We start from the raw sequence: 23007 nt of genomic DNA on the forward strand, positions 1-23007 counted from the left end.
TTTAATCGCCTGTAACAGAAGTAGGGGCGGCATCTGTCGCTCGATCGGCCTTAAATCCGGAAGTGAGCAGCAAGACCAAAAATCCACCGGCGACGCCCCATAAAATCAAGGCGTTTGAGCCAACTGCGTCCAGTCCGCCGAAGTACATTACTTCCCGTAGCCCTCCTGCCGCGAACCGCAGCGGCGTCCACGAATAAATCCAATCTCGCGTCGTCTGCGACAAGAACTCCGGAGCCATGTTCAGCAGCGGCATGGAGAAGAACATCAGCAGTACGAGCAGCGGTATTGCCCGGAATCCGATCCAATTCAGCAAGGAAGATTGCAACAAGAAGAACGCCCATCCGGCCAACCATAAGAACAACCAGGTCTCCCCCGCGTTCGCCAGTTCCATGCCGTACCACGACGAAGCCATCCATATGGTGAAGCACGAGGCTATGCCGACGATCGCAAGTCCCCCGATAGCTTGCAGCGCGCTGACTGTCCATCTCCTTGAACCCGCGGCGACCGCCTTCTGGCTAGCCAGGAACAAGACTACTCCGGTCACCATGCTGCCGATCCATATAATCTGGGTAAACAAACCCGGCGCATTCCCCGACGCATTATTCACTCCCGGTGGATGCACGACTTCCTCCTGAACGTTCACTGGTGTCATTAAAGCTTTAGCCGTTTCAACCGTAATTTGCTCCGTTTGCTGTCCGATCTGCCCAAGCAGCTGCTGCAACAGTTCCCCGTTGATTATTTTCATCGCTTGCCCCATTGCCTGTCTTACGACCGTCGAGGCTTGGGTGTTCATACCCTCGTTGGAGATGATTTTCACATCAGGGTGAATCGGCGAGTGAGTTGCTAACGAAAGTAAACCGCTGCTCAGATCCGCCGGCTGGTCAAGGATAACGAGGGCAACAGGGAGCTCCTTTGGCTTCGATCCAAGCACCGATCCCATCATCGCTACCCCGAATACGGTCAACACGATCAGGACGAGCACCATTCCCAGCCACATCATTTTTTGTGTCAGTATTTTCATGATCCTCTACTCCTCGTCTCTTTATAATGAACATATTGTTGATTATCAACCGCAATGTTCATTTGTGAAGGTTCACGATATAATATGGCCGTACCACACGGGCACTTCATTGCAATGAACAAAAATAGCGTTGCTGCAACAACGCTTCTGTATCCATTTGATTACAAAAAATGATCACTCAAGTTGATTCGTCAAGCGAAAGACATCACCGTAAATAAATTCGGCGATGTCTTTCTTGCGATTCAGCTACACAAACATCAAAATCTACTGTTCGAATTTTTTCGTTTTTCTGCCGGCAATATGGCCTCGATTACGTCCCAATGCTCAGCGATCTTTTCATCCTCTACGCGGAACAAATCATAGAAAGCAGTATGTTGACCATCAAATAGACCTTCACTCACTGTAAGAACAAAATTGCCTTGTCCGATTATTTGATGTACATGAGTATATTGAAACTCAATATTTCTCTCCTTCAGAGCCTGCAAAGCAGCGTGAAGACCGGAAAGGCCGTCTGCAATGTGTGGACTATGCTGAATGTAGTTATCTCCATCAAAGTAAGAGGCAAGCAGGTCAGGGTTCTTCCCAAGCAAGATGTTCTCAACATAGCTTTTGACAAATACTTTGTTGGCATCCGTCTTGTTGATATCCTCAATCGTGACCGGTCCGTCAATCATCGTATGATTGCTTGGTGTCTTATCCTCCATCTCCTGCAAGTTGTCCCAATGCTCGACGATTAGTCCATTCTCAAAACGGAAGATATCAAAAACGGCTTTAGGGCCGTGAAAATCATATACAGAATGAAGAGCTACATAATCTCCGTCGACTAAAGTTCGCTTAATGCTTACCTTTGTACCAATTTCCTTTAAATGATCAAGTGCACCAAGCATGGCTTCACGACCATCTGGTAAAGCCTGGTTGTGCTGAATATATTGATCTGGATGAACGTAAGCCGTAATCGCTTCGGGGTTGCCGCTCCCAAAACTTTCCAGCACAGCGACTGCCTTACGAACAAGCTCATTTTGATGGTTGAATGTCATTGGAAAATCCTCCTTAGAGTTTTTTAGTCATTAGATAAATAATGAACAATTTGTTGTTTATTTATCTGTTGCTCATTATAATAGAGGTTAATATAACGCTCAATATTCAATATTTTTAGTTTTGAAGGATAACAGACAACTCATAAAACTTTGTCGCTTAACGACTCTAAATAAATTTAGGGGGAACGAAAACAATGAACAAGAAAACGGACCTAAGAATACTGCGCACGAAACAATCGATTCGAAAGGCGTTTTATGAGCTTATTCAGGAAAAGGGATATGAAGCGATAACGATCCAGGATATTGCCGATAGGGCTATGATCAATCGAAACACTTTTTATCTCCACTACCAAAATAAGCCTGATTTATTAGATACGTGTATGAATGAATTGTTGAGCGAATTAAAGGATGCGGTCGTTCTTTGTCCCATCAGCATGAATCCTTTCAGTATTTCTCTACTCGAAACAGTCATGCAAACTATACTGGAACATATTTCCCTAAATATAACCTTTTACCATTCCATGTTGATTGAAGAGAATAGAATCTATCAGTTTCAAGCGAAAATGGAGAATATCATTAAAGATAAATTAATTGAGGGGTGGAAACCTGCTCAGGGAAACTCCCCATTAGCGATATCCAAGGAATTGCTGCTTGAGTACCTCGGATCGTCTTTCATGGGGATTGTAATTTGGTGGATTAAAAACGATAAACCCCTTCCTGCAGATGAAGTTTCATCTCAGTTTAGTAGAATCGTTGCCCACGGGCATTTAAGAGCTGCAGGCATCACCGTTGAGGAATAAAATTAGCGAGGGTAGAAGGAGCACAGGTACTAAGCAGGTATATTATTACTGCATAGAAACATTGAAATCTCTATCTTACTATCTATCCAATTTGAGTTTCATAAAAACATCCGAAAACGGTGAGTATTCGGAACTTGTGATTTTCGAGGCTATTCCCTGAATGAAATGATTATCTATTCAGGGTGCACAAAAAAAGCAATACCAGACATATTTGCCTGAAGCTGCATTGACAGATGTATTCATGTTACTCTAAAGAGGAATGCTTTCTATACATTCATTAACGCTCTTATTACTAAGCAGAATAAACGAATCCATTCCTCTGAAGTTAGTTGGTAATATCTCACGTTTTCCATATGCAAAGCATTTCTCCAAAAAATAACGCTGTTTTCGTAAAAATTGTTGCTATTTATTTAAATGAGGTAAAATAGAATTACTGTTACTTCACTGAACTATCTGGCAGTTATTTTTAATCAAGCGGTCTTGACTATTTTGAATCACACGGAGTTTTGGATTTCAATCATATGCTTACGAGATGTTTGGAGGAAGTCTAGTTAATATCAAGAACAACATGTTATTGACATATCGAAAAATATAGATATAATAAGGGGCATGGAGCCAATTGAAGTGTTCAAGGCGTTGTCTAACGAGTCGAGGTTACAGATTTTACAGTGGCTTAAGGAGCCCGAAAAACATTTTGTGCCCCATGAAGGAGTGGATATGAGGGAAATCGGGGTGTGTGTCAGTCAAGTGACGGATAAGTTGAACATGACACAGTCGACGGCTTCGCAGTATTTGTCCATTCTACAACGGGCCGGACTGATTCGAACCGAGCGGATCGGCAAATATACGTACTACAAGCGAAACGAAGAGAAAATAAGCGAATTAGCTGCTTTCTTAAATCAGAAACTCTAATCTGAACTGAATACCTCAAACGTATTCAGTTTTTTTTCGGCCTAACAAATTGACATATCGTGATATGTAAATTTATTAAAGAATCCTCATATCGGGAACTATTAAAACAACAAAAAAAGGAGAAGTGAACGTATTGTCTAACACGTGGAGAGTCTATTTTTTGGCTTTGGTTACTTTTTTGGTGGGTACATCCGAGTACGTTATTTCCGGCATCTTGGATAAGGTATCGGATACAATGGGTATTTCCGTTACTTTTGCGGGGCAGTTGGTCACGATTTTTTCCTTCGTGTACGCCATTAGCACCCCGATCCTCATGGCGTTGACTGCTAAGGTGGAAAGACAAAAACTGCTGGTTTGGGCGCTGGGTATCTTCGTAATTGGGAATATTCTGTCTTACGTTTTGCCTGGCTATTCATCGTTTCTCGCAGCTCGCGTCATCATGGCTCTAGGCGCGGGAATGGTCGTGGTAACCGCTTTGGACATCGCCGCGAAAATCGCCGCCCCAAACAAACAAGCCAGCGCGATTGCTACCGTGGTGATGGGCTTTACGGCTTCCTTGATTATCGGCGTGCCTCTTGGACGTATCGTTGCAGCCCAATTTGGATGGAAATCCGTTTTTGGTATATTGGCACTGGCCGGTCTGGTGGCTATGTTCGTTCTGTATGCCATCATCCCTCGAGTTCAAGGGGATAAACCGATTCCGTTGTCCAAGCAACTTGCCTTCTTGAAAAACGGAAACGTAGCGCTAGGGCTTGCGATTACCTTTTTCTGGCTCGGCGGATACTCGATCGCCTATACCTACATTTCACCGTATCTACTTGATGTTGCCGGATTGAAAGAAGGAATGCTGAGCGGAGTGCTGTTGGCGTTCGGCATCGCTAGCCTGGTCGGATCCAAATTCGGCGGATTCAGCACAGATAAATGGGGGGTATTCCCGACCTTGTCCGGGGGAATGCTCTTGCACGCTACAGCGCTGCTTCTCCTCTCTATAACCGTTACCTCTACGCACTCGTGGCAGCCGATTGTCATCCTCCTGATCTTGTGGTCGTTTGCGGCTTGGTCCTCCGGTCCAACGCAACAATTCAATCTGGTTCGGATTGAACCGAATTATTCTGGAATCATGCTGAGCCTGAACCAATCCATGATGCAATTGTCCATGGCTGCGGGTGCTGGAATCGGAGGCGTCATGGTCGACCGGGTGTCCCTGTCATCGATTACATGGGTCGGGATGGTTGGAGTCGCTATTGCGATCGTGGTGGTGTCGTTCTTGAAGATGCGAATGAGTGCCGGCAGTCAAGGTGCCGGAGAGCTTCCTGGGATGAAGTCTAAAAAGGCATCCATTAAATGAATTGGAGTTGAACCGGATTGCAAACGACTAAAATGCATCATCTTCTGGATTTCGGAAGATGATGCATTACCACTAAATGACACGAGGAGACCCGAATCATAGACAAAGGTCAGGTTGTTAAACTAACGGGCAGGATAATGTAGAATCCGACCCAAGTGGCCGGCTTACGACGAAATTGCCCTAACTGCAAATTTTGTTGCGCTATAAACCGCAGTACTCGGGATTACTTTATGTCCCATTAAAGAAGATATGTTAATAATGTGCCCCACCAAATTTTATGAAAAGGGATGAGATCGTGATGAAAAAAATACATGGAAAACTGTAATCGTAAGTGCTATGGCTGTTGCTATCTTGACAGGTACTTTCAAGACTCCCTCTTTTGCAAAAAATATGATAGAAACCATTCTGGCACGTTTTCAGGTGGGAAATATGCAAATCGTCCAATACGACAAGGAGCCGACTGTAGATAATAGCGCATCTGAACAAGCAGGGGGCGATGCTTCAGTTGCAGGAACGTCCTAATCTGACTGTGGAAGAGGCTCGTGCCGTATTAGGGCTAAACTTCCCAGCCCCATCTTGGCTGGCAGATTACAAGTACGTCAACACAGTCATTCATGGCAATAACATGGCAAAAGTTCAGTTCAATAAAGGTGAGCAAACCGTTAACTTCCTAATTTCCAAGGGGGGCGAAAACGGCATCGGTACCACAGGCTAAGTGAAAAAAGAAGTGATCAAGGGAACCACGGTTTACTTCGCAAACGGGATTGTGATTTGGGAGAACAATGGATTTACGGTAGAACTGTATGCACAAGACGATTTTGATAAGGTTGGCGCACCTCTGAAGAAGGAAGAAATCGAGAAAGAAAAGGAAAAAATGCAAAACACACCTCCAACAGAAGGTGCTGGCCCAGCCCCAGCTACTAACTAAAGAGGATGTAAGTCGAACGGAGGATTTCCATCTTCCAGAAGTAGTGAGCGAGTGCCGCAATGTAGCCTTTGGCCACTTCCGTTTCCTCATAGGAACTCATCTCTATTTTTCGTTCGATCTCCCGAATACCTGGCAGCGACTTCTTAATTTCGGTTTTCAATGTACCGTATCATTTAAAATAGCCAGATCATTGCGCTCTAACGGAGAACGATAGCGCAGATGAGGCCATCGCAAATTAATTAACCGGGTGGCTCACCCCGCCTGGTTAGGCTATAATCAGAAGAATCAATGGTCCGCGGGCTCCGTGGATTAATGCAATTGGACTTTGTCATTGGAGGTCGACAGCCATGAACACTCCTTCCGCAGACCGTATCAAAATCGCGCCAGGTTTCTGGACTAGCCTGAGGGGGATAGGGGTAGAACCCATTGATGTAGCACGCCAAGCACGTCTACCGCTAACCGTCATCACCGGACCGTTAGTCACGACCGCACAATATTATTCGATCTGGCAAGCCTATTCCGAACTAGTCGGGGACATCGCTACAGGAATTGTTAAGCTTGCGACCGCGTACGAGACAGCTCAGTATCCGCCGGCTGCTTTGGCGACCTTTCACGCTCGCGACTACCGGGACGCGCTGAACCGAATGGCGCGCTATAAGCAAATGTGCCCTCCGGAAAACTTGAGGATTCAGGAAGAAGGCGAGCAATGCTCTATTGAATTGGAGTGGCAGCATGCCGAGCTACCCGGACCGCAGGTGCTTGTCGGCATTACGCTCGCCTACCTGCTGGAGTTCGGGCGCCGGGGAACCGGCCGTCATCTGAAGGCACATTCCGTCGAATTCATAAACCCCATGGGAGACGTTCAAACCCTTGAAAGTTATTTCGGTTGCCGCATTCGGATGGGGACGGGACGCAATCGGCTAATGCTGAATCGCGACGATCTGGACCGCCCCTTCACGTCGTACAACGAAGAACTTCTCGAGATTCTGACTCCCGCCTTGGATCGTACGCTGGAAGAACGACAGAGCCAGCTCACCGTGAGCGCTAAGGTGCAGTCGATCTTGACCCGATGCCTAACTCGAGGGCGAATCAACATTCAAACCGTAGCCTCTGAGTTGGGGATGAGCGAGCGCACCTTGCAGCGCAGGCTGACGGAAGAAGGCGCAAGCTTTAAGCAGTTGCTGGCGAAAACTAGGCGGGAGATGGCCGTCGCTTACTTGGCAGACCCTGCGCTGGAGATCAAAGAGGTCGCTTTTCTCGTCGGCTACAAGGACCATAATTCGTTTTATCGCGCGTTCCGCTCATGGAAAGGGGAGACTCCCGCCAATTGGCGCGTCGCGCAAGAGAATTGGCGTTCCGTGCTAGTTACCGAGTAGGCGAAACGATGTATCATGATCCCTATCCTAGACATAAGGAGTGCAGGCAGATGGATATGGGTTTGAAGAATAAGACGGCTTTAGTAACGGGATCAACTAAAGGCATAGGAAAAGCGATTGCTCTTGAACTTGCCAGGGAAGGCGTTCATGTTCTCATAAATGGTCGGAACAACGATGACGTAGAGCGCACGGTAGCTGAGATCCAGGGGGCGTTCCCGGAAACGGAACCTCGAAATGCAACGGCCGATCTCGTCGATTCGCGACAAAGAGAAGCTTTATTCGCGAATTTCCCCCACATCGATATCCTCGTCAATAGCATGGGCATCTATGAGATCATGTCCTATGACGACGTAGACGATGCCGTATGGGAGAAGTACTTCCGCACGAACTTTCTCGCCGCCAACGACTTAACCAAGTTTTATTTGCCTTCCATGCTGAGTCGCGAATACGGCCGTATTATCTTCATCGCGAGTGAGGAAGCCGTCATGCCTTCCGGACAGATGCCTCAATACGGTGTGACCAAATCCATGCTGTTGTCATTGTCCAAAAGCTTGTCCAAGTTGACCCGCGGCGCCGAAGTTACAGTGAACACGATCCTGCCGGGACCGACCCTCTCCGAGAACGTGCAGCAGATCATCGAAAGCATTTATTCGAACGAAGAGATGACCTTCGAGGCTAAAGAGAAAGACTTTATGACGAAGAATCTGCCTCAATCCGAAATCCAACGGTTTATCAGACCTGTGGAGATCGGCCGATTGACTGCTTTCATTTGCAGCCCGATGGCCTCCGCCTTCAAAGGATCACCGATCCGCATAGATGGGGGAATGGTACCGACAATATTTTAATTTTTTGCTCTAACAGGAAACGTTAGTTTCATTAAAACATCACGTGGTTGCCGCGAAATAGATCGGCACCCTCGTTAAACAATTGGGCAGTATAGCTCAATACATGTGACATTAACGTGCTGATCAGAAAAAGACAGAGAGCTCCCTCAATGTCATTAAGTTAAGCTCAAAGACAAGAGCCGAAAACATAGGAATCTGAAACGGCATGGGAAAAAATCCTCTGCCGTTTCTTTTTTGTATACAAGCAAGGAAAAAGCGTACAGCAAACAAAGCGGACGGAAGATCCGCTTAAAAAAATGTTCATATGAAACGAATGATGCTACTCTATAGACGAAGCTAACAACTGATTTGTAGCGTATTTTGCGCGTATTCTGCTGCCCTGGGCGAACGGGTCGAATCGGCAAAATGTTTTTGCGGATCAGTGCTTCAACATCCGGCGGGGGTTCATCGTGCCGTGAGCGCAGGAAATGTCTACAAACGTGAACGGCAACCGTGAAGTTGACTTGGTATGGGTGCCGTTTATCCATTTGGGAAATGACGACGTGCGAGGCCATCATTTCAGCGAAATTGTACAGGATCATTCTTGCGAAAATCTCTTGGGTGATGGACTCTCGTCTCTTTGCGTGAAAATTCGTCAGACCGACGGTGTACTTTAATGCCCGGAACGAAGTTTCAATGCCCCATCGCCTGTTATACATAGACTTGATTTCATCGGGTGAGAAATCAGCGGCAGAAAGATTCGTAATGACGGTCTCAAAAGCGCCACTCGGCAGGACGAAACGAACAACCCGAAAGGAAATCGGGTAAAACAAGTTCTCATGCAAATCCAAAAAATCAAAGGTTGACGTGGAAGGAACGAACTTGTAAATCTCGGGATTAGCCTTGACCGCTTTGGTTTGTTTTTTGGTGAGTGTCAGATGAATGTCCCCATCAAACTCTCCGTCAACGGGTAAATGCAATCCCGAAAGAATACCATTGGAAGTCAAATCCTTTACCCGTATGACATAGTTCCACCCTTTGCGTTCAAGATGCGCAAAATTGTTGTAACTTTCATAACCTCTATCGGCAATCACAATGGTTTTTCCCTTGATCGGGGAACGGTCGGCCATGGTCGCCAGCGCCCTTCCCTCATTGGATAACCTTCGTGGGTGAACAAGGGCATCCACGTACAGTCTGTTGCAGAGGTCATAGGCTGCGTTTCAAATGCAGAAATTATAACCTTTCGTGTTCGGTTGACTTTGAAAATAGGTGTCCGTATCCGCAGCGTCTGTGGCGATATGTAAATCCGAACCGTCAATGGCAAGTAATCGATAACCTCGGTAGTCCTTGATATCCGTAACCGATTGCGTAAACTCGTGAAACAAGAATTCCAAAGCAGACGGCAGAATTTTATTCTGCTGTTGGACAATAGCAGAATGGTTGCGGTGTTTACGTCATAGCCTTGTGATTCTAAAAGTTCCTTATATAGGCTGTTCCCTCCCATGGAGATAAGGAGTTGCATCACCGTTTCAAAAGAAAGCTTTTTCTTTCGGGTAAAGTCTTTGTCAGGATTTTTGACATAAGGTGCTGGTTCGGCTGACATTTCTCGTATGAGGGATGTCAGCGTTTTTTTAGTGAATTCGCATACTCATTCATGGACGTGGCCTCCTCGTGTTTCAAGGGTCTTCGCCACACATATCCATCTACCTGTTAAGTCTTGATTTTCTTTTGAAACAAAAAAAAGAGCGGGCTATCTTTTCGATAACCTGCTCTTGTGCTTGATTATGGTTTCCGCGCCTTATCTTAATGACATTGCCCATGTATCATCTTCTTTCCAGGGACCGTAGCCCATCCGTTATTTTATGCGGAGTTTTTGAGTTCCTTGGCTCAACATCAATATAATTTTATCGGCGTTCATCCGGTCTGTCATGGGAAAAGTCCGCGCGTGAAGAAATTTTCAGCTTTGAGGAGCTTGTGCAAAATGGGAAGGACGCAGTGTCCTATGCCATCCAGAACTTTAACGAACGCGTCATTGTCATGGGCTCCAGCCAAGGGGGGATTGTAGCAATAGCTCTGGCAGGCAAGGATGAGCGGATACAAGCGGCGTTTCCCCATAATATTCTCATTCCGGACGTGCCTGAATCGATCATCGTTACCCGGTTCCCGCAATTTCTGAAGCACGGGTATTCATTTGTCATTTCGGCGGTGAAATGTCTTGCTAAAGTATGGCCCGCACTGCCCATTCCGGTCAGCTTGTAACTTGATTTACATAAAGTATCGAAGAACAAAGCCATCATTCAGCAATTTTACGACGATCCCTATGGGTTCATGAGTTATCCGCTCTATTTTTTGGCCAGTCTTTTCAGCGCCGATCTGAGCTCCCTTCGGGACGGAAGCATCAAGTGCCCGGTTTATGTGCTGGCCGCCAAGGGGGATCCGTTGTTCCCGGAGGAATATACTCGAAGCATATTCCATATGATCAAGGCCCCCTATAAGGAAATGATCCTGTTCGACGAGAATGTGCATCTCATTTTAAATGAATGCTTGCCGCAAGTGGTTCAGCCTATCGTCACGAAGCTGAACGGAATACCGGGGAGCGAAAAGGTGATGTCATGAGAAAAAGATGGCTGACATTCGCAGGGATTCTGATCGGGATGAGCATTTCCGGTCAGAGCAATGCCAAGCGCCTGCGGCAGCTAATGAACGTGCAGGTAAGCGGCCTTAACGATAGGGAGCTCGCTCAGCAAATTGAGAGTATTGTAGAGATTAGTGAAAATTATGGGAAAATTCGATTCCATATCTATGTGTTTCCGATGGTACTGTTCGGATTCAAGCTGAAGCTGCTGATTCGCATGTCGCGCTTAAAACGGCCGGTAAGCGAATATGAGCTGTTATCGAATCTGGATTATAAAACGGCGGTTATCGAAAAAGCGCTCAACGCTCTGGCTGCATCCGCTGACTTGAATCCTGTACTCCGAGCCGTCTTTCTCGAATGCCCAGCGGGGGAAGTGCAGCACAGATTAGAGCTGGAGTCTGAAGGACAAGCATTTCTCAAGGAAGTCGAAGCATTTCTTCAAGAACACGGGGCTCGGACGATGAAAGCGTATATGCCATTTTCCAATGAGGCTTCCTGGTCGGAGAACGTCAGTTCCTTATATGGGACGATTGCTGCGATGCTCCGGTCAGGAAACATACATAACTTCGATAAACGCCAGGAAGACATCAATCTTCAATTTTATAATCTTACAGAGGAGATTCGAAAGGGGCTTCCCCGCTTTTTGGCGGATTCGTGTAGCCGAACGCTGGAACAATTCCGCGCTGCCTTTAAGGGAAGGGAATGGACGCTGTACGCAATTGAAGAATGTTATGTTGCCTTGCGCAAAGCGATGCGGGAAGCGGCGGATAGATTAACGCACAGAGGCTTCCTCACTGCGCCGGAAGACATTCTCTATTTGAAATTGTCCGAGGTATATCGATTGCTTGATCGTTCTAGCAGTGAAGTCGGAATGGAGGATGCAGCCGAGAAAATTAGGGAGCGCCGAATAAATCGCGAATTCTCCCTCGCCGTATGGAATGGGAATGAACATGAACTGGAGCGGCAAAATCAGGATCATATCAAGGGACTGCCGGGCAGCGGCGGGCTGGCCGAAGGTAATGTGAAGGTCATCAGCGGAGCTGCGGAATTCGGCAAGCTGGAGAAGGGAGATATACTGGTGTGCTCCTTTACGGATCCGGCCTGAACGCCTTTGTTCCTGCTTGCCAGCGCCGTTGTGTCCGATAGCGGCGGTCCTTTGTCGCACGCGGCTATTGTTGCCCGGGAATATCGGATTCCGGCCGTATTGGGAACCAAGGTAGCGACCTCTTGCTTAAAAGATGGAGACAGGGTGATTGTGGATGGCTTCAAAGGCACGGTGATGGTGCTAAAGGATCAATTGGCAGCCAGCACATGAATTGTGGTTGCATCAATAAGCCTGCAGCAATGGAGCCGCAGGCTTGTTGATATGTGGCATGGTTCGAGTCCTCTCGCCGGCGCCAGCACAAGCGATGATGTTCTTTGGGATTAAAAAAGCCTAAAGGACTTTTTATTTTTAAAGCTGTCAACATTCGCTTATTGCATGAGCGGAACTGATTTATTGCTGGATGGTAATAGTTTTATTCTTGAAGTCAATCGCATTCGGCTTGAACCCGACTACTTCGCTTCGACACAAGCGATAAAATGCAGCGAGTAGTACCGCTAATTCAATTGGATCGACTTTGTAAAGGACGAAACGATTACCAAGGCAACCTTCATCGTTCATGACGCATCCTTTCCGGTAAGCCTTTTATTTCACGTTCAGATCCAGCAATTCGGGGATGGTCACCAACTTCACCCCATCGTTTTTCAGTGTACGAATGATTTCCGGCAAAGCCACAACCGTTCCGGATAAATCTTGGCCTGTCCCCCCGGCAGAATGTTGCAAAATAATTGCCCCTGGGGACACATGAGCAAGGACATTTGTCTTCACTTCTTCAGCATCCAAACCTTTCCAATCCAAGGAATCGACGTTCCAGTTGATGACCTTTTTCTTCTGGCTTGCCAACCACTTGATTTGATTCTCGCTGATATTACCATAAGGCGGCCGGACGATATTGGGGATATATCCGGTATGCTCGCGAATCAATTGATCCGTTTTAATGATTTGTTCACGAAATTCTGCATCGCTTAATTTAGGCAAATTTGCATGGTTGTAAGAATGATTACCAAGGATATGGCCTTCCTCGACGATCCGTTTCATGATGTCAGGATGCTTCTCGATTCTGTTTCCAACAACGAAAAAAGTTGCTTTCACGCCTTCGCTTTTGAGTACATCCAACACCTTCGGGGTAAAGTTGTCATCTGGCGCATCATCGAATGAAAGGGCAATTTCCCGTTTCGTACCGGGACCGTTCAGTATAAATGTTGTTCGGTATTTCGCCCGCAAATCCGCCAAGGAAAGGGCATGCGGCTCACGCAAATGTCGCTCAGGTCCATCTGCAAGATCTGGTGTTGAAGAATTAGCGGAATTTTGCAAAATCTGTGGTTGTTGGGGAGCGCTAGAGCTGTAAGGATTGCTGCCGGGCTTTTTTTGCGCGTGATTCTGAGCACACCCCGAAAGCACACTAAGCATTGCTAGAAGTAATAACAATAAACGCAAGATCATCTTTCCTCCATTTCTTTGGAAATCATGTCCTTATAGATTTACACAATGTGAATAAATTATTCGTGGCTTCTCCCGTCTACGGAGAAAGGGGGGAAAATGAGCCGCAAGTGTAATAAATAACACTTGCGGCCCAAAACTTGCGGCTCAAAATCGTGAGGGAAACCATAAAGGTTCAAGTTTTGTTTTATCCACTTCTTTTTTTCAGCCAAGAATAAACCGCTGAAATTATCGTGAAAAACAGTAAATAACCGAAGAAGCTGTATAAATGCATCCACTTATCGGAATGGACAAACACCCCTAATCGCTCCGCTATTTTTTCAAAAATCGGCATCAACAGGCTGACAAAACAGGATAATGCCTGACTTCCCCAATCTATTCACTTGGGAAAGGCTATACAGAAAAACCATCGTCAATATAGGTAATCCGATTAAAGTGAAGACGATATGAATCGAAAAGATCTCCGGTAACAGCCTGTGAGGAAAATGATACAGCCCTTTGCTGGGCGATTCCGCTAATTTTGGCAGTCCCGACCCAACGATGATGTTCGCGGCAATCGCTCGCGAGACGGATCGGATCGGCCTCGTTACCACGGTGTCCACCACGTTCAATCCGCCGTATATTGTCGCAAGGCAGCTTCAGTCGCTGCACTGGCTCAGTAACGGACGCGCCGGCTGGAATATTGTCACTTCGATTGAAGGAGCGGAAAATTTCGGTGATTCGCCTATGCCTTCTCCGCAAGAAAGATATGCGAGAGCAAGGGAGTTTACGGATGTTGTGCGCAAGCTTTGGGCGAGTTTCCCCCAGGAAGCCATCCTGATTGACCGCGAGTCGGGCAAATTCTCGGATCCGGATCAGGTGTCCCCGATCAATCATTCAGGCGAGTTTTTCAGTGTCAAGGGTGCGCTTACTTTGCCTGCCCACCCATCGGGAGAGATTCCTTTATTTCAAGCAGGGGCATCGGATACGGGACGGAATTTTGCGGCTTCCATAGCGAATGCCATTTTTGCGGCGATGCCGGATCTGGAATCGGGAGTGGAATTGTGCAATGATCTGAGAAGAAGAGCGGAGGTGCATGGACGCCATCCGGACGCCATCAAAGTTCTGCCCGGGCTGTATTTTTTCTTGGCCGAGACTCGCGAGGAAGCGCACGCCTTATATAAGGCTGCGCACTCGCATTTGAGCGTCGAGCGCAGACTGGCATCGCTCCAATCTGTGCTGGGCCTTGATATAAGCGGCTTTGCTCTGGATCATCGCGTAACGGCCGATATGCTGCCCGACCCGAATCAGCCCGTCCGCAGCCGAACGCATGCTGAGCTGTTGCGCCGATATATTACTGCCAATCAGCCTACCGTGGCAGAGGTATTGGCAAGGCCGGAGGTTCTCGCGTCGGCTCATTGGGTATCGGTTGGAACGGTTGAGGACGTGCTGAACGATATTATGGAGCGGTTTGAAGCAGGCGCAATTGACGGATTTATCGCTCTTCCGGGCGGTTCGGAGCAATCATTGGAGCTGTTTTTTGAAAAGCTGATGCCGCAGTTGGTGGAACGAGGCGTGTTCAGAAGCGACTATACAGGCTCGACTTTGAAGGAACATTTGGGCATGTAACATCTGTTGTCATGGGAACGAACCGGGGCCGATTGATGTCTTTAGGCACGATGGCGGGCGTTCCATGATAAAGCGATTATATACGAAATACGGAGACTGTGCTGGAGGAAATCAACATGAACAGATGGATTGGCTTGATTGTTTCGCTTCTCATTCTGATAGGAGGAGTGCTGGCCGGATGTTCCGGAACGCCTGCGGACAACATGCCTTCGCCAAATGAAGCCAATGTGCATGAAAGTGAGCAGTCAGGCGGCGCAAGCAGGGCTGAAGCCGATGAGGCTAAGACGCATGAATGGCCAAGAACGATAACGGACGCCGCCGGCCATGAGGTGGTGCTGAAGGACAAGCCGGGGCGCATAGCCGTGCTTCATCCCTTGTATTTGGATTACTTTTTCGCATTGGACACGCCTCCGATCGCCTCGAGCAGCGCCATGAGCGCGATGGAGGAATTCTCTACGTTGCGGCCTTACGCGGGAACGGCGGAGATTGCGGATTTGGGCAGCGGAAGGGACCTGAATCTGGAAGCGATTATGGCGTCGAACCCTGATGTAATTGTAACCTTCAAAGGTCATGTTGACGCAAACTATGATGAGTTGAGCAAAATTGCTCCTGTCATCCAAATCGACTACAGCGATACTTGGGAAAATGCAACGATGATCTGCGCCCAAATTGTCGGCAAAGAGGAATTGGCGGAACGGGTCATCAAGGAAACAAAGGAAATGATCGAAAAAACCAAAGAGCGGCTGGGCGATCTGAAAAATAACAGTTTTGCCTTATTGCGAGTTGACGGCAAAGCCAATTTTACCGCTCAGGGAACGAAAAACACGATGTACTATAATCAAACGGCTGGCTTTGGCCTGTTGGCGCCGGATGGATACCCTGAAGACAGTGCCGTACTATCTCTGGAGGCTCTGTCGGAAATGAATCCCGATTATATCATTTTCCAGCATGATCTTGATGTTGCCAAGGCAGCAGTTCAGGAAAAGGAATCTTCCGCCGTCTGGCAAGCGTTGAAATCGGTAAAAAACAATCATGTTCTATTTTTCGATAATTCGCTGAATACGGGAAGCGTCCTGGCTATCCGGCTGGCTGCAGAGAATTTTATGGAACTAGCGGGTCAATAGGGAAGAATGAAAAACGCCCCGGCTTGGATGAAGCGCGGGGCGGGTTCACGTTCAGGACGGATCCTCACTCACATATTCCAAAATATCACCTGGCTGACAGTCCAGCACTTCGCATATTTTCTCCAAGGTGGAAAAGCGGACCGCCTTCGCTTTGCCATTTTTCAGGATGGACAGGTTCGCCATCGTAATTCCGACCTTCTCTGACAGCTCGGTAACGCTCATTTTTCGTCTTGCCAACATAACATCGAGATTGATGATGATCGCCATATGGACACCTCAGACTGTCAAATCATTTTCGGATTTGATTTCAAGTGCGTGGGTTAGCAGCTCTTGAAGCACTGCCGCAAAAATCGCTACCGTGGAAGCGGCAAAAATGATGACTCCCCCTATCACGGCGATGGAAGTAAACAGGACATCCTGCATACCAAGGAATATGCCGGCTATAACATAGACGATCGCGATCGCAACAGCGCACTGCTTGATATGCTTCAACGATGCTACCGCGCATTCGGAAAACGCATTTTTCCGTTCTATATAGTGAAGCAGCTTCAGCGAGTGGAAGAGAGCAACATAAAACGGGATTGCCGTCGTATATACAACGATGAGCGCCGGATATTTCAAAGGGACAACATCGGGATTCTCCGCTGCACGGCTTGTCACGAATCCGGGCAGCCAGAATATACACAAAATCAAAGCCGTAATCCCAATTATGGCGATCGCCAGTTTGAGAAAGGCGGTTTTTCTTTGCAGCATACAGCACCTCGCATCAAATGAATGGCAATAGCATATCACTGCATTTATCGTTTATCAATATGTTACGCATGTTTCTTGGTCAATCTCAATTTATTGCATCGAAAGCGGACATTCCTTGTTCTGGGAGCGGCCTTCCTTCACATGCTTCAACTGGGCGACGATCATGAACGACACGATGACCAGCAAGAACCATGAGCTGAATTTGCCCCACTGAACGAGATGCCAACCGTTGGCTTGATGCGGATAGCGCCACGCGCCCAGGAATGTCCCGATATTTTCCGCTACCCAAATAAAGAAACCAATCAACGCAAACGACAGCACGAGCGGCATGCGCCGCGTCACGCCCAGCACCGTATACTCGACATACGACCGAAAGAAGATGGCGAACAGCAGAATGGTCAACACCCAGCGCAGATCGTAGATGAAATGGTGGGTCATGAAATTGAGGTAAATCGCCGCCCCGAGCGGTACGGCGCACCACGGCCTCGGATACCGGTGCAGCTTTACCTGCAGGCGGCGCCACGCCTGGCATAAGTAACTGGCGACGCTCGCATACATAAATCCGCTGTAAAGCGGCACGCCGAACACTTTGGTCCATCCGTCGAGCGGGTACGCCCATGATCCCATGTGGACCTTGTAAATTTCAAGCACGAGCCCGATCAGATGGAAGACGCAAATGACCTTCAACTCGTCGACCGTTTCCAGTCCGGAACGGATCATGATGATTTGAACCGCGATACAGACAAGGAGCATGAAGTCGTAAGCGGGAATGTACGGGATGTCGATCACCCGCGTGAGCGCAAGCGCCGCGAAAATAATGGCCGGGAACAGGCAGGACAGCGCCTGCTGCCACCCGAACTCGACTAATGATTTCAGCTTGAAAGCCATGATAAGTTCCTCCTGCGTTGGAATCCGCCTGCCGGGACGCTGCGCCCCTCCGCAGCGCTACCTTCAATGAACCGCCACTGCAGCTTGATAGGTACTATCATAAGCGGCGGTTTTCTCTTGGTCAATAAAAATTTATTGTTTTTCGATAAATATATATTGTTTAATATATCCATGTACAGATTTTGTCTAGTTTTCAGGTGTCGCGGCTTGATGAAGTCGTCTATAATAAAAAGCGGAAAGAAACGCACGGGAGGATCGTGAATGGCCACAAAAAAAAGAAGCGCTGCAAGGATAATCTATCATGCCGTCTGTGCCGCCGTGTTGCTGGCTGGCATGTTCATGCTGCTTCACGAGCCTATCCAGAGCTGGTTCGTCTCCAGAGGGACGAGCTCATTGGGACTTCACAAGGTGGCTGCGGCAGGATCCGAGAAGGGGGACAACAGCCACATCCGCAAGCAAGAGCCCGTTTTTAATTTTGAAGAGGTGGCGGAGCTGGATTTCGAGACGATCCTGATGGCGAATTTGAACAAAGATGATATTCACGTTATTGGCGGGATCAGCATCCCGAGCATTGATATGAATTTGCCGATAGGAGAAGGCGTAGCCCCGTATACGCTGGCGCTCACTGCGGGAACGATGAAGCCTGACCAGGTTATGGGAGAAGGCAATTATGCGTTGGCCGGCCATCATATGAACCGCAAAGATCTGCTGTTCAGCCCGCTGCTGCGAGTCAAAACGGGCGACGCGGCTTATTTAACCGATATGAAATACATATATGAATACAAGATTGAGGAGCAAAAAACGATCGAAGCAACGGCGGTTGAAGTCATTGAGGATCAGGGCCCGGAACGATTGTTAACCTTGATCACCTGCGATGACAGCGGCAAGGCGCGGGTGTTGACGAGAGGCCGATTTGTCGGCAAGACGCCGATTCAAGAGGCGACGAAGGAAATGAAGGACGCCTTTCAACTGGAAATGAGCAATTTATAGTTAACTGCCATCCCGAGGTACAGCCACAGTCTCTTGAGATTCAGCAAGGAGCTGGAGCTTAAAAGGCTGTTTTTGTATGACAAGGGGCCGACAGAATCAGCGGCAAGCAATTATGGACCTCTTAGATCGACAACTTTGGATGTGTTCAACCTATCCCAATTCCATTAAGCTGAAACCATGAAATCGAAATCTGTACAGGAAATTAAGGAGGAGGAGACGACGTGAGCGCTATAATCGAAGAAAACCTGAAAGCGGTACGCCGTCGGATGGAACTGGCTTGTCAGGCCTCCGGCCGGCAGAAGGAAGAGGTCAAGCTGCTGCTGGCCACCAAGACGGTGCCGCTTGACAAATTGCGGAGCGCCATCCGGGCGGGAGAGACGTTGTTCGGGGAGAACAAAGCCCAGGAGCTGCGCGGCAAATATGCGGATATGCAGCAGTACAAGCAGGTGGAATGGCATTTTATCGGACATCTCCAGACGAATAAAGTGAAGGACGTCGTCAAATATGTCAAGATGATCCACTCCGTCGATCGGTTCAAGTTGGGTCAGGCTCTGCATAATCAATTGCAGAAAGAGAATAAAACGATGGATATTCTCGTTCAAATTAATACCTCCTACGAGGAAAGCAAATTTGGCGCGCGGCCGGAAGACGCGCTGGAGCTGGTTGAACAGCTCTCTCATTTCGATACGCTGCATATAAAAGGGCTGATGACCATCGGCAAGCTGAATGCCACGAGCGAAGAGACCCGGCATTGTTTTCGGCTATTGAAGCAGCTCCAGACCCAGATCATCGCCAACCATATCCCGGGTGTCGAGATGGACGTTCTCTCGATGGGAATGTCGGGTGATTTTGAGGTCGCCATTGAAGAAGGAGCCACCATCGTACGGGTAGGGACGAAAATATTCGGTGAGCGTTATTTGCCAGACAGTTATTATTGGAACGAAAAATCAGGTTCGCATGATTAAGCCATGCTTCATCCGGTAGCCGCAGCGGCCGGAGGGCTTGCGGGGCGATACTAGAGCAGGAGGTCTGCAAGCCGGTGAATGCCCTGCTGAATGGCCGCTTCTCGGGATGCAACCGGGGAGCGGCCGTCTGCTTACTTGCGCCGGGAGGCTGCCGCCGCCCTCCGCGTAAGACATCATTTTTCCTCGTGATCAACCCATCTTTTGCAAAAATAGTAACGCAATTTTTTGCGCGCTCTAACCAATAATTGCGCGGAAGCTTGCTCACTGATCCCTAACTCCCGAGCCAGCTCTCGATGTGACTTATCTTCCACATAGTACCGAAACAGCACATTGCGATATCTCGCATTCAGCTGGTCAAGAGCTTCATGAAGCATTTCATCGCGAATTTGCTCCTCCACTTGATCGGCTACGGCCGTTTCGGCTGCCGAAGCGAAGAGGTCCTCTTCCTCCATGCTCTCCAGGTTGGATAGATATTGATATTTTTTGTATACCCTTAAGTAATCGTAGGCAGTATTCCGCGAGATTTTTTTGAGCCACGCCTTTATCTTTGCAGCATCTTTCGCTTTGGGTGACGAGGCAATCACTTTCAAGAAGGATTCCTGGATAACATCTTCCGTCAGATCATGATTTTCAAGTAAGAAGTAAATGTCGTGGTAGATGAATTCACGATAGGATTGATAAGTAAATTTCTGGGATGATTGATCCAAGTGTTGGAAATTGCTATGTAAAAAAGATAACCACTGATCCATAATGCCCCCTCCACGAAATATGTTACCGGCTCGACCTTTTTCCTATATATACTAATATATACTAAAAACGTAGATTCATCCATAATAATGAGTGTAAAAGATGTTACTTTATACAATAAAAATTCATTTCGTCATATTTTGGTAGTCTTATCCGTCTACTATATAGAGAGAACCTTCATCATGGCTTTACATCTATCATCTAACGGGCAGGAGGTGTGTGTCCCCCGCAACGTCTGATGCAATGTAAAGTTCGGCAGGAAGTGTTGAAGTCGCGTCATGGTAATAATCAAAAAACAAATTGGGAGGGTTTTCTATGAAACTGGGTAAAAAGACAATTGCTGGATTGGTCGCTGTTGTAGCTTGCTTCTCCATGTCTACGGCGGCGTTTGCGAACACAAGCTCCACGTCGGCACCGGGCTATGGAACGCTGACCGGTACATTATCGGGTAAAAACTATACAACAAAGGTCTCTTATAATAATGACAATGCGTACCTGACAGTCGCAGGGACGATTCAAGACATTAACGGCAATACACTTGTTCAGCAGCAGGAAATTCGCAGTTCTAGAGGATCGACTAATTTCTCGGGCTCCTGGAACTCTTTGCCTTCCAAAGCTTATGCTATTTATGGGGCGCATGGCGTGCAGGGTGGAAACACCCATGGCGCTAAGGCTGTATACACTTACACACATGTGTAAGCTGGAGTAAGAGCAGGGTAATGGCTGTGTAGAAGAATGTTTATACCAATGCGGATAAAGTCTGCCTAGGCTTTGTTTGCTTGGTATAAACATCTTCTTTTTTATAACGGGAAATACATATTAGACAATTGCAAAAAAAATGTTCGCGAAACCTATTGACATTTATTTTTGACAAGTGTAAAACTTTATGTAAGACAATTGTCAAAAAGGAGTTAATGGGATGAGAAAGATGAAGAAGCTGCCTGATGCGGAATTTGACATTATGAGGGTCGTCTGGGCGAATGAACCGCCGATAACGACCGCCATGATTATGGAACAACTCGGTAATGAACGCCAATGGAAGGCTCCTACCGTCATTTCCCTGATGATGCGTTTGGTTGAACGGGGGTTTTTGCAGACGGAAAAGGAAGGGAAGGAACGCACGTATTATCCGCTCATACGCAAAGAAGATTATCTGGCCTTAGAAACGAAACATTTTATGAAGCAGTATCACGAAAATTCATTTTTAAGCTTTGTTAATACCTTGTACAACGGGAAGCAGCTTTCGGAAAAAGAGCTGGATGAATTGTTGAAATGGGCCAAGGAACGGAGGGAGTAGCCGGTGCAGAGATTTATGATTGCATTGTTGGAATGTTCGATTACGATGTCCGTCATTGCCCTTCTATATATGACGATTACGCCGCTGCTTGCGAAGACATTTACGGCAAAAGGATGTTACTATGCATGGCTGGTCATCATACTCGGATTCATTATTCCGTTCCGGCTTCATCCGCAAGCGGCGGCCATTCGTCTCGATACGCTGCTGCCTGCGCTGAAGATGGCGGACAGCGGCTCTGCCCGCCAAGCCGTGTCCGCAGCGGCGGCTTCATCAGCTATTCCGTGGCCGGCCGTCGCTGGCGGACTGTGGCTTGCAGGAGTTGTTGTTTTTCTGGGCTATCACGCCATTCGGCACCGGCGCTTCCTGCAAATGGTGACACGGTGGAGCACGGAGATTCGCGACCGGCAAGCGCTCCATATCCTGCATGATGTTCAAGCGAAGCTGGGAATAAGACAGCAAGTCGCTTTGCAAGCCTGTCCCGGCATTTCCAGTCCGATGCTGCTCGGCTTTGTCCGGCCAACCATTTTGCTTCCATCCGACAACATTCCTTCAGATGAGCTTCCACTGATTTTTAAGCATGAGCTGGTACATTGGAAACGGAGAGATCTATGGTTTAAAGCACTCGTGTTCGTAGCCGCCGCCTTCCACTGGTTCAATCCAGTCGTCTACGTCATGGCAAGAGAAATCGCCCTCCAATGCGAGATCTCCTGTGACGAAGAAGTGGTCAAAAACACGGATATCGCCGGTCGGCAACAATATGTGGAAGCCATTATCGGGATGCTAAAAAAACAGTCCGTAGCGCAAACGGTATTTTCCACCAATTTTTATGGCAGCAAGCAGGGCTTGAAAAACAGGGTACTTTCCATTATGGATGCCAGAAGCAAAAAATGGGGGACGCCCATTGTGGCGCTCGTTATTGCAGCGACGTTAAGCACGGGTACGGTGTTAACGCTGAGCGCGCCGTCATCCAATCCCGTCCAACTCGCGCCTCTATCCAAGGTGGAAGCGTGGCCAGGAGAGAAGCTTCCGGTGAATGATCAACCTGAATCAACGGCTCCAGTGCATCACCTCGAAGCAACTAAGGACGGACCTGCCTCTGAGCATGAGCTTCCTTCTAACAATGCCTCCCCACGATTAATCCAAGAGAATCAACAAGTGGATAAGGAGGGGCCGGCTGCTGAGGTACCCAAATTAATCAAAATCGAGTAAGGC

The 23007-nt window shown here is 47.8% G+C and carries 26 protein-coding genes and 3 pseudogenes; 19 read left to right on the forward strand and 10 right to left on the reverse strand.

The window, feature by feature from the left end:
- Position 1 precedes the first annotated feature (1 nt).
- Together NNL35_RS10560 and NNL35_RS10565 are read right to left on the reverse strand one after the other, a co-directional pair.
- Complete coding sequence (locus NNL35_RS10560; RefSeq protein ID WP_006679422.1) at positions 2 to 1021, reverse strand: YhgE/Pip domain-containing protein; 1020 nt, start codon at positions 1019 to 1021, stop codon at positions 2 to 4.
- A 257-nt stretch (positions 1022 to 1278) separates the two neighbouring features.
- Entirely contained in the window at positions 1279 to 2058 is a 780-nt protein-coding gene (locus NNL35_RS10565) for a nuclear transport factor 2 family protein (RefSeq protein ID WP_006679421.1), read from the reverse strand.
- 194 nt (positions 2059 to 2252) lie between these two features.
- On the opposite strand from NNL35_RS10565, the gene NNL35_RS10570 reads away from it, so the two are divergent.
- The 3 genes from NNL35_RS10570 to NNL35_RS10580 all read left to right on the forward strand — a co-directional run bounded on the left by NNL35_RS10570 (position 2253) and on the right by NNL35_RS10580 (position 5118).
- Positions 2253 to 2858 (forward strand): TetR/AcrR family transcriptional regulator, encoded by a 606-nt coding sequence (locus tag NNL35_RS10570; protein ID WP_006679420.1) that lies wholly within the window; start codon positions 2253 to 2255, stop codon positions 2856 to 2858.
- A 609-nt stretch (positions 2859 to 3467) separates the two neighbouring features.
- Entirely contained in the window at positions 3468 to 3770 is a 303-nt protein-coding gene (locus NNL35_RS10575) for an ArsR/SmtB family transcription factor (RefSeq protein ID WP_006679419.1), read from the forward strand.
- A gap of 133 nt (positions 3771 to 3903) precedes the next feature.
- Positions 3904 to 5118: an MFS transporter gene (locus NNL35_RS10580; protein ID WP_006679418.1), complete on the forward strand. Its 1215-nt coding sequence runs from the start codon at positions 3904 to 3906 to the stop codon at positions 5116 to 5118.
- Positions 5119 to 5288: 170 nt separating this feature from the next.
- Here the strand turns inward: NNL35_RS10580 and NNL35_RS10585 are convergent.
- A pseudogene (locus NNL35_RS10585) lies at positions 5289 to 5384 on the reverse strand (SDR family NAD(P)-dependent oxidoreductase); the annotation flags it as partial.
- Positions 5385 to 5454: 70 nt separating this feature from the next.
- On the opposite strand from NNL35_RS10585, the gene NNL35_RS10590 reads away from it, so the two are divergent.
- From NNL35_RS10590 to NNL35_RS10610, 5 genes are all read left to right on the forward strand, one after another.
- A complete protein-coding gene (locus tag NNL35_RS10590) occupies positions 5455 to 5640 on the forward strand; it encodes a hypothetical protein (RefSeq protein WP_254553328.1) in 186 nt (61 codons plus the stop codon).
- The gene (locus NNL35_RS10595; protein ID WP_006679417.1) at positions 5615 to 5833 is read left to right on the forward strand and encodes a hypothetical protein; all 219 of its coding nucleotides are present in this window, start codon (positions 5615 to 5617) and stop codon (positions 5831 to 5833) included. The genes NNL35_RS10590 and NNL35_RS10595 overlap by 26 nt, the downstream gene beginning before the upstream one ends.
- The gene (locus NNL35_RS10600) at positions 5834 to 6046 is read left to right on the forward strand and encodes a hypothetical protein (RefSeq protein WP_050979493.1); all 213 of its coding nucleotides are present in this window, start codon (positions 5834 to 5836) and stop codon (positions 6044 to 6046) included.
- 347 nt (positions 6047 to 6393) lie between these two features.
- The gene (locus tag NNL35_RS10605; RefSeq protein ID WP_006679415.1) at positions 6394 to 7422 is read left to right on the forward strand and encodes a helix-turn-helix transcriptional regulator; all 1029 of its coding nucleotides are present in this window, start codon (positions 6394 to 6396) and stop codon (positions 7420 to 7422) included.
- 50 nt (positions 7423 to 7472) lie between these two features.
- Complete coding sequence (locus NNL35_RS10610) at positions 7473 to 8267, forward strand: SDR family NAD(P)-dependent oxidoreductase (RefSeq protein ID WP_006679414.1); 795 nt, start codon at positions 7473 to 7475, stop codon at positions 8265 to 8267.
- 155 nt (positions 8268 to 8422) lie between these two features.
- Here the strand turns inward: NNL35_RS10610 and NNL35_RS10615 are convergent.
- A pseudogene (locus NNL35_RS10615) lies at positions 8423 to 9451 on the reverse strand (transposase); the annotation flags it as partial.
- Between the two features lie 790 nt (positions 9452 to 10241).
- Between NNL35_RS10615 and NNL35_RS10620 the strand changes: the two are divergent.
- The 4 genes from NNL35_RS10620 to NNL35_RS30635 all read left to right on the forward strand — a co-directional run bounded on the left by NNL35_RS10620 (position 10242) and on the right by NNL35_RS30635 (position 12196).
- Complete coding sequence (locus NNL35_RS10620) at positions 10242 to 10505, forward strand: acetylxylan esterase (protein ID WP_050979501.1); 264 nt, start codon at positions 10242 to 10244, stop codon at positions 10503 to 10505.
- Positions 10506 to 10574: 69 nt separating this feature from the next.
- A complete protein-coding gene (locus NNL35_RS10625) occupies positions 10575 to 10862 on the forward strand; it encodes an alpha/beta fold hydrolase (RefSeq protein ID WP_158000481.1) in 288 nt (95 codons plus the stop codon).
- On the forward strand, positions 10859 to 11986 hold the full coding sequence (locus tag NNL35_RS10630) for a PEP-utilizing enzyme (protein WP_006679734.1): 1128 nt from the start codon (positions 10859 to 10861) through the stop codon (positions 11984 to 11986). Before NNL35_RS10625 ends, NNL35_RS10630 begins: the two co-directional genes overlap by 4 nt.
- A 6-nt stretch (positions 11987 to 11992) precedes the next feature.
- The gene (locus NNL35_RS30635; RefSeq protein WP_083835640.1) at positions 11993 to 12196 is read left to right on the forward strand and encodes a PEP-utilizing enzyme; all 204 of its coding nucleotides are present in this window, start codon (positions 11993 to 11995) and stop codon (positions 12194 to 12196) included.
- A 372-nt stretch (positions 12197 to 12568) separates the two neighbouring features.
- Here NNL35_RS30635 and NNL35_RS10635 read toward each other — a convergent pair whose 3' ends face one another.
- Together NNL35_RS10635 and NNL35_RS30640 are read right to left on the reverse strand one after the other, a co-directional pair.
- Entirely contained in the window at positions 12569 to 13426 is an 858-nt protein-coding gene (locus tag NNL35_RS10635; RefSeq protein ID WP_040734372.1) for a polysaccharide deacetylase family protein, read from the reverse strand.
- A 317-nt stretch (positions 13427 to 13743) separates the two neighbouring features.
- Positions 13744 to 14028 carry a CBO0543 family protein gene (locus NNL35_RS30640; protein WP_420798555.1) on the reverse strand — a complete coding sequence of 95 codons (285 nt, stop codon included), beginning with the start codon at positions 14026 to 14028 and terminating at the stop codon, positions 13744 to 13746.
- Here NNL35_RS30640 and NNL35_RS10640 point away from each other — a divergent pair.
- A pseudogene (locus NNL35_RS10640) lies at positions 13922 to 15031 on the forward strand (NtaA/DmoA family FMN-dependent monooxygenase); the annotation flags it as partial. The gene NNL35_RS30640 and the pseudogene NNL35_RS10640 sit on opposite strands and share 107 nt — an antisense overlap.
- A 98-nt stretch (positions 15032 to 15129) precedes the next feature.
- Positions 15130 to 16155, forward strand: a complete 1026-nt coding sequence (locus NNL35_RS10645; protein WP_238535470.1) for an ABC transporter substrate-binding protein — start codon at positions 15130 to 15132, stop codon at positions 16153 to 16155.
- Positions 16156 to 16206: 51 nt separating this feature from the next.
- Here the strand turns inward: NNL35_RS10645 and NNL35_RS10650 are convergent, their stop codons facing one another.
- The 3 genes from NNL35_RS10650 to NNL35_RS10660 all read right to left on the reverse strand — a co-directional run bounded on the left by NNL35_RS10650 (position 16207) and on the right by NNL35_RS10660 (position 17796).
- On the reverse strand, positions 16207 to 16422 hold the full coding sequence (locus NNL35_RS10650; protein ID WP_006679739.1) for a helix-turn-helix domain-containing protein: 216 nt from the start codon (positions 16420 to 16422) through the stop codon (positions 16207 to 16209).
- A gap of 9 nt (positions 16423 to 16431) precedes the next feature.
- Positions 16432 to 16908: a DUF2975 domain-containing protein gene (locus NNL35_RS10655; protein WP_006679740.1), complete on the reverse strand. Its 477-nt coding sequence runs from the start codon at positions 16906 to 16908 to the stop codon at positions 16432 to 16434.
- A gap of 90 nt (positions 16909 to 16998) precedes the next feature.
- Entirely contained in the window at positions 16999 to 17796 is a 798-nt protein-coding gene (locus NNL35_RS10660) for a DUF817 domain-containing protein (protein WP_006679741.1), read from the reverse strand.
- A 261-nt stretch (positions 17797 to 18057) separates the two neighbouring features.
- Between NNL35_RS10660 and NNL35_RS10665 the strand changes: the two genes are divergently transcribed.
- Both NNL35_RS10665 and NNL35_RS10670 read left to right on the forward strand, forming a co-directional pair.
- Entirely contained in the window at positions 18058 to 18786 is a 729-nt protein-coding gene (locus tag NNL35_RS10665) for a class A sortase (protein WP_006679742.1), read from the forward strand.
- Between the two features lie 221 nt (positions 18787 to 19007).
- Positions 19008 to 19751 carry a YggS family pyridoxal phosphate-dependent enzyme gene (locus NNL35_RS10670; protein WP_006679743.1) on the forward strand — a complete coding sequence of 248 codons (744 nt, stop codon included), beginning with the start codon at positions 19008 to 19010 and terminating at the stop codon, positions 19749 to 19751.
- A 173-nt stretch (positions 19752 to 19924) separates the two neighbouring features.
- Here the strand turns inward: NNL35_RS10670 and NNL35_RS10675 are convergent, their stop codons facing one another.
- Positions 19925 to 20500 (reverse strand): RNA polymerase sigma factor, encoded by a 576-nt coding sequence (locus NNL35_RS10675; RefSeq protein WP_006679744.1) that lies wholly within the window; start codon positions 20498 to 20500, stop codon positions 19925 to 19927.
- Positions 20501 to 20813: 313 nt separating this feature from the next.
- Between NNL35_RS10675 and NNL35_RS10680 the strand changes: the two genes are divergently transcribed.
- From NNL35_RS10680 to NNL35_RS10690, 3 genes are all read left to right on the forward strand, one after another.
- The gene (locus NNL35_RS10680) at positions 20814 to 21197 is read left to right on the forward strand and encodes a hypothetical protein (RefSeq protein WP_006679745.1); all 384 of its coding nucleotides are present in this window, start codon (positions 20814 to 20816) and stop codon (positions 21195 to 21197) included.
- Positions 21198 to 21417: 220 nt separating this feature from the next.
- Positions 21418 to 21795, forward strand: coding sequence for a BlaI/MecI/CopY family transcriptional regulator (locus NNL35_RS10685; protein WP_006679746.1), 378 nt, complete (start codon positions 21418 to 21420; stop codon positions 21793 to 21795).
- A gap of 15 nt (positions 21796 to 21810) precedes the next feature.
- Entirely contained in the window at positions 21811 to 23004 is a 1194-nt protein-coding gene (locus NNL35_RS10690) for a M56 family metallopeptidase (protein WP_006679747.1), read from the forward strand.
- Positions 23005 to 23007 lie beyond the last annotated feature (3 nt).

The organism is Paenibacillus dendritiformis (genome assembly GCF_945605565.1).
Taxonomy (GTDB): Bacteria; Bacillota; Bacilli; order Paenibacillales; family Paenibacillaceae; genus Paenibacillus_B; species Paenibacillus_B dendritiformis_A.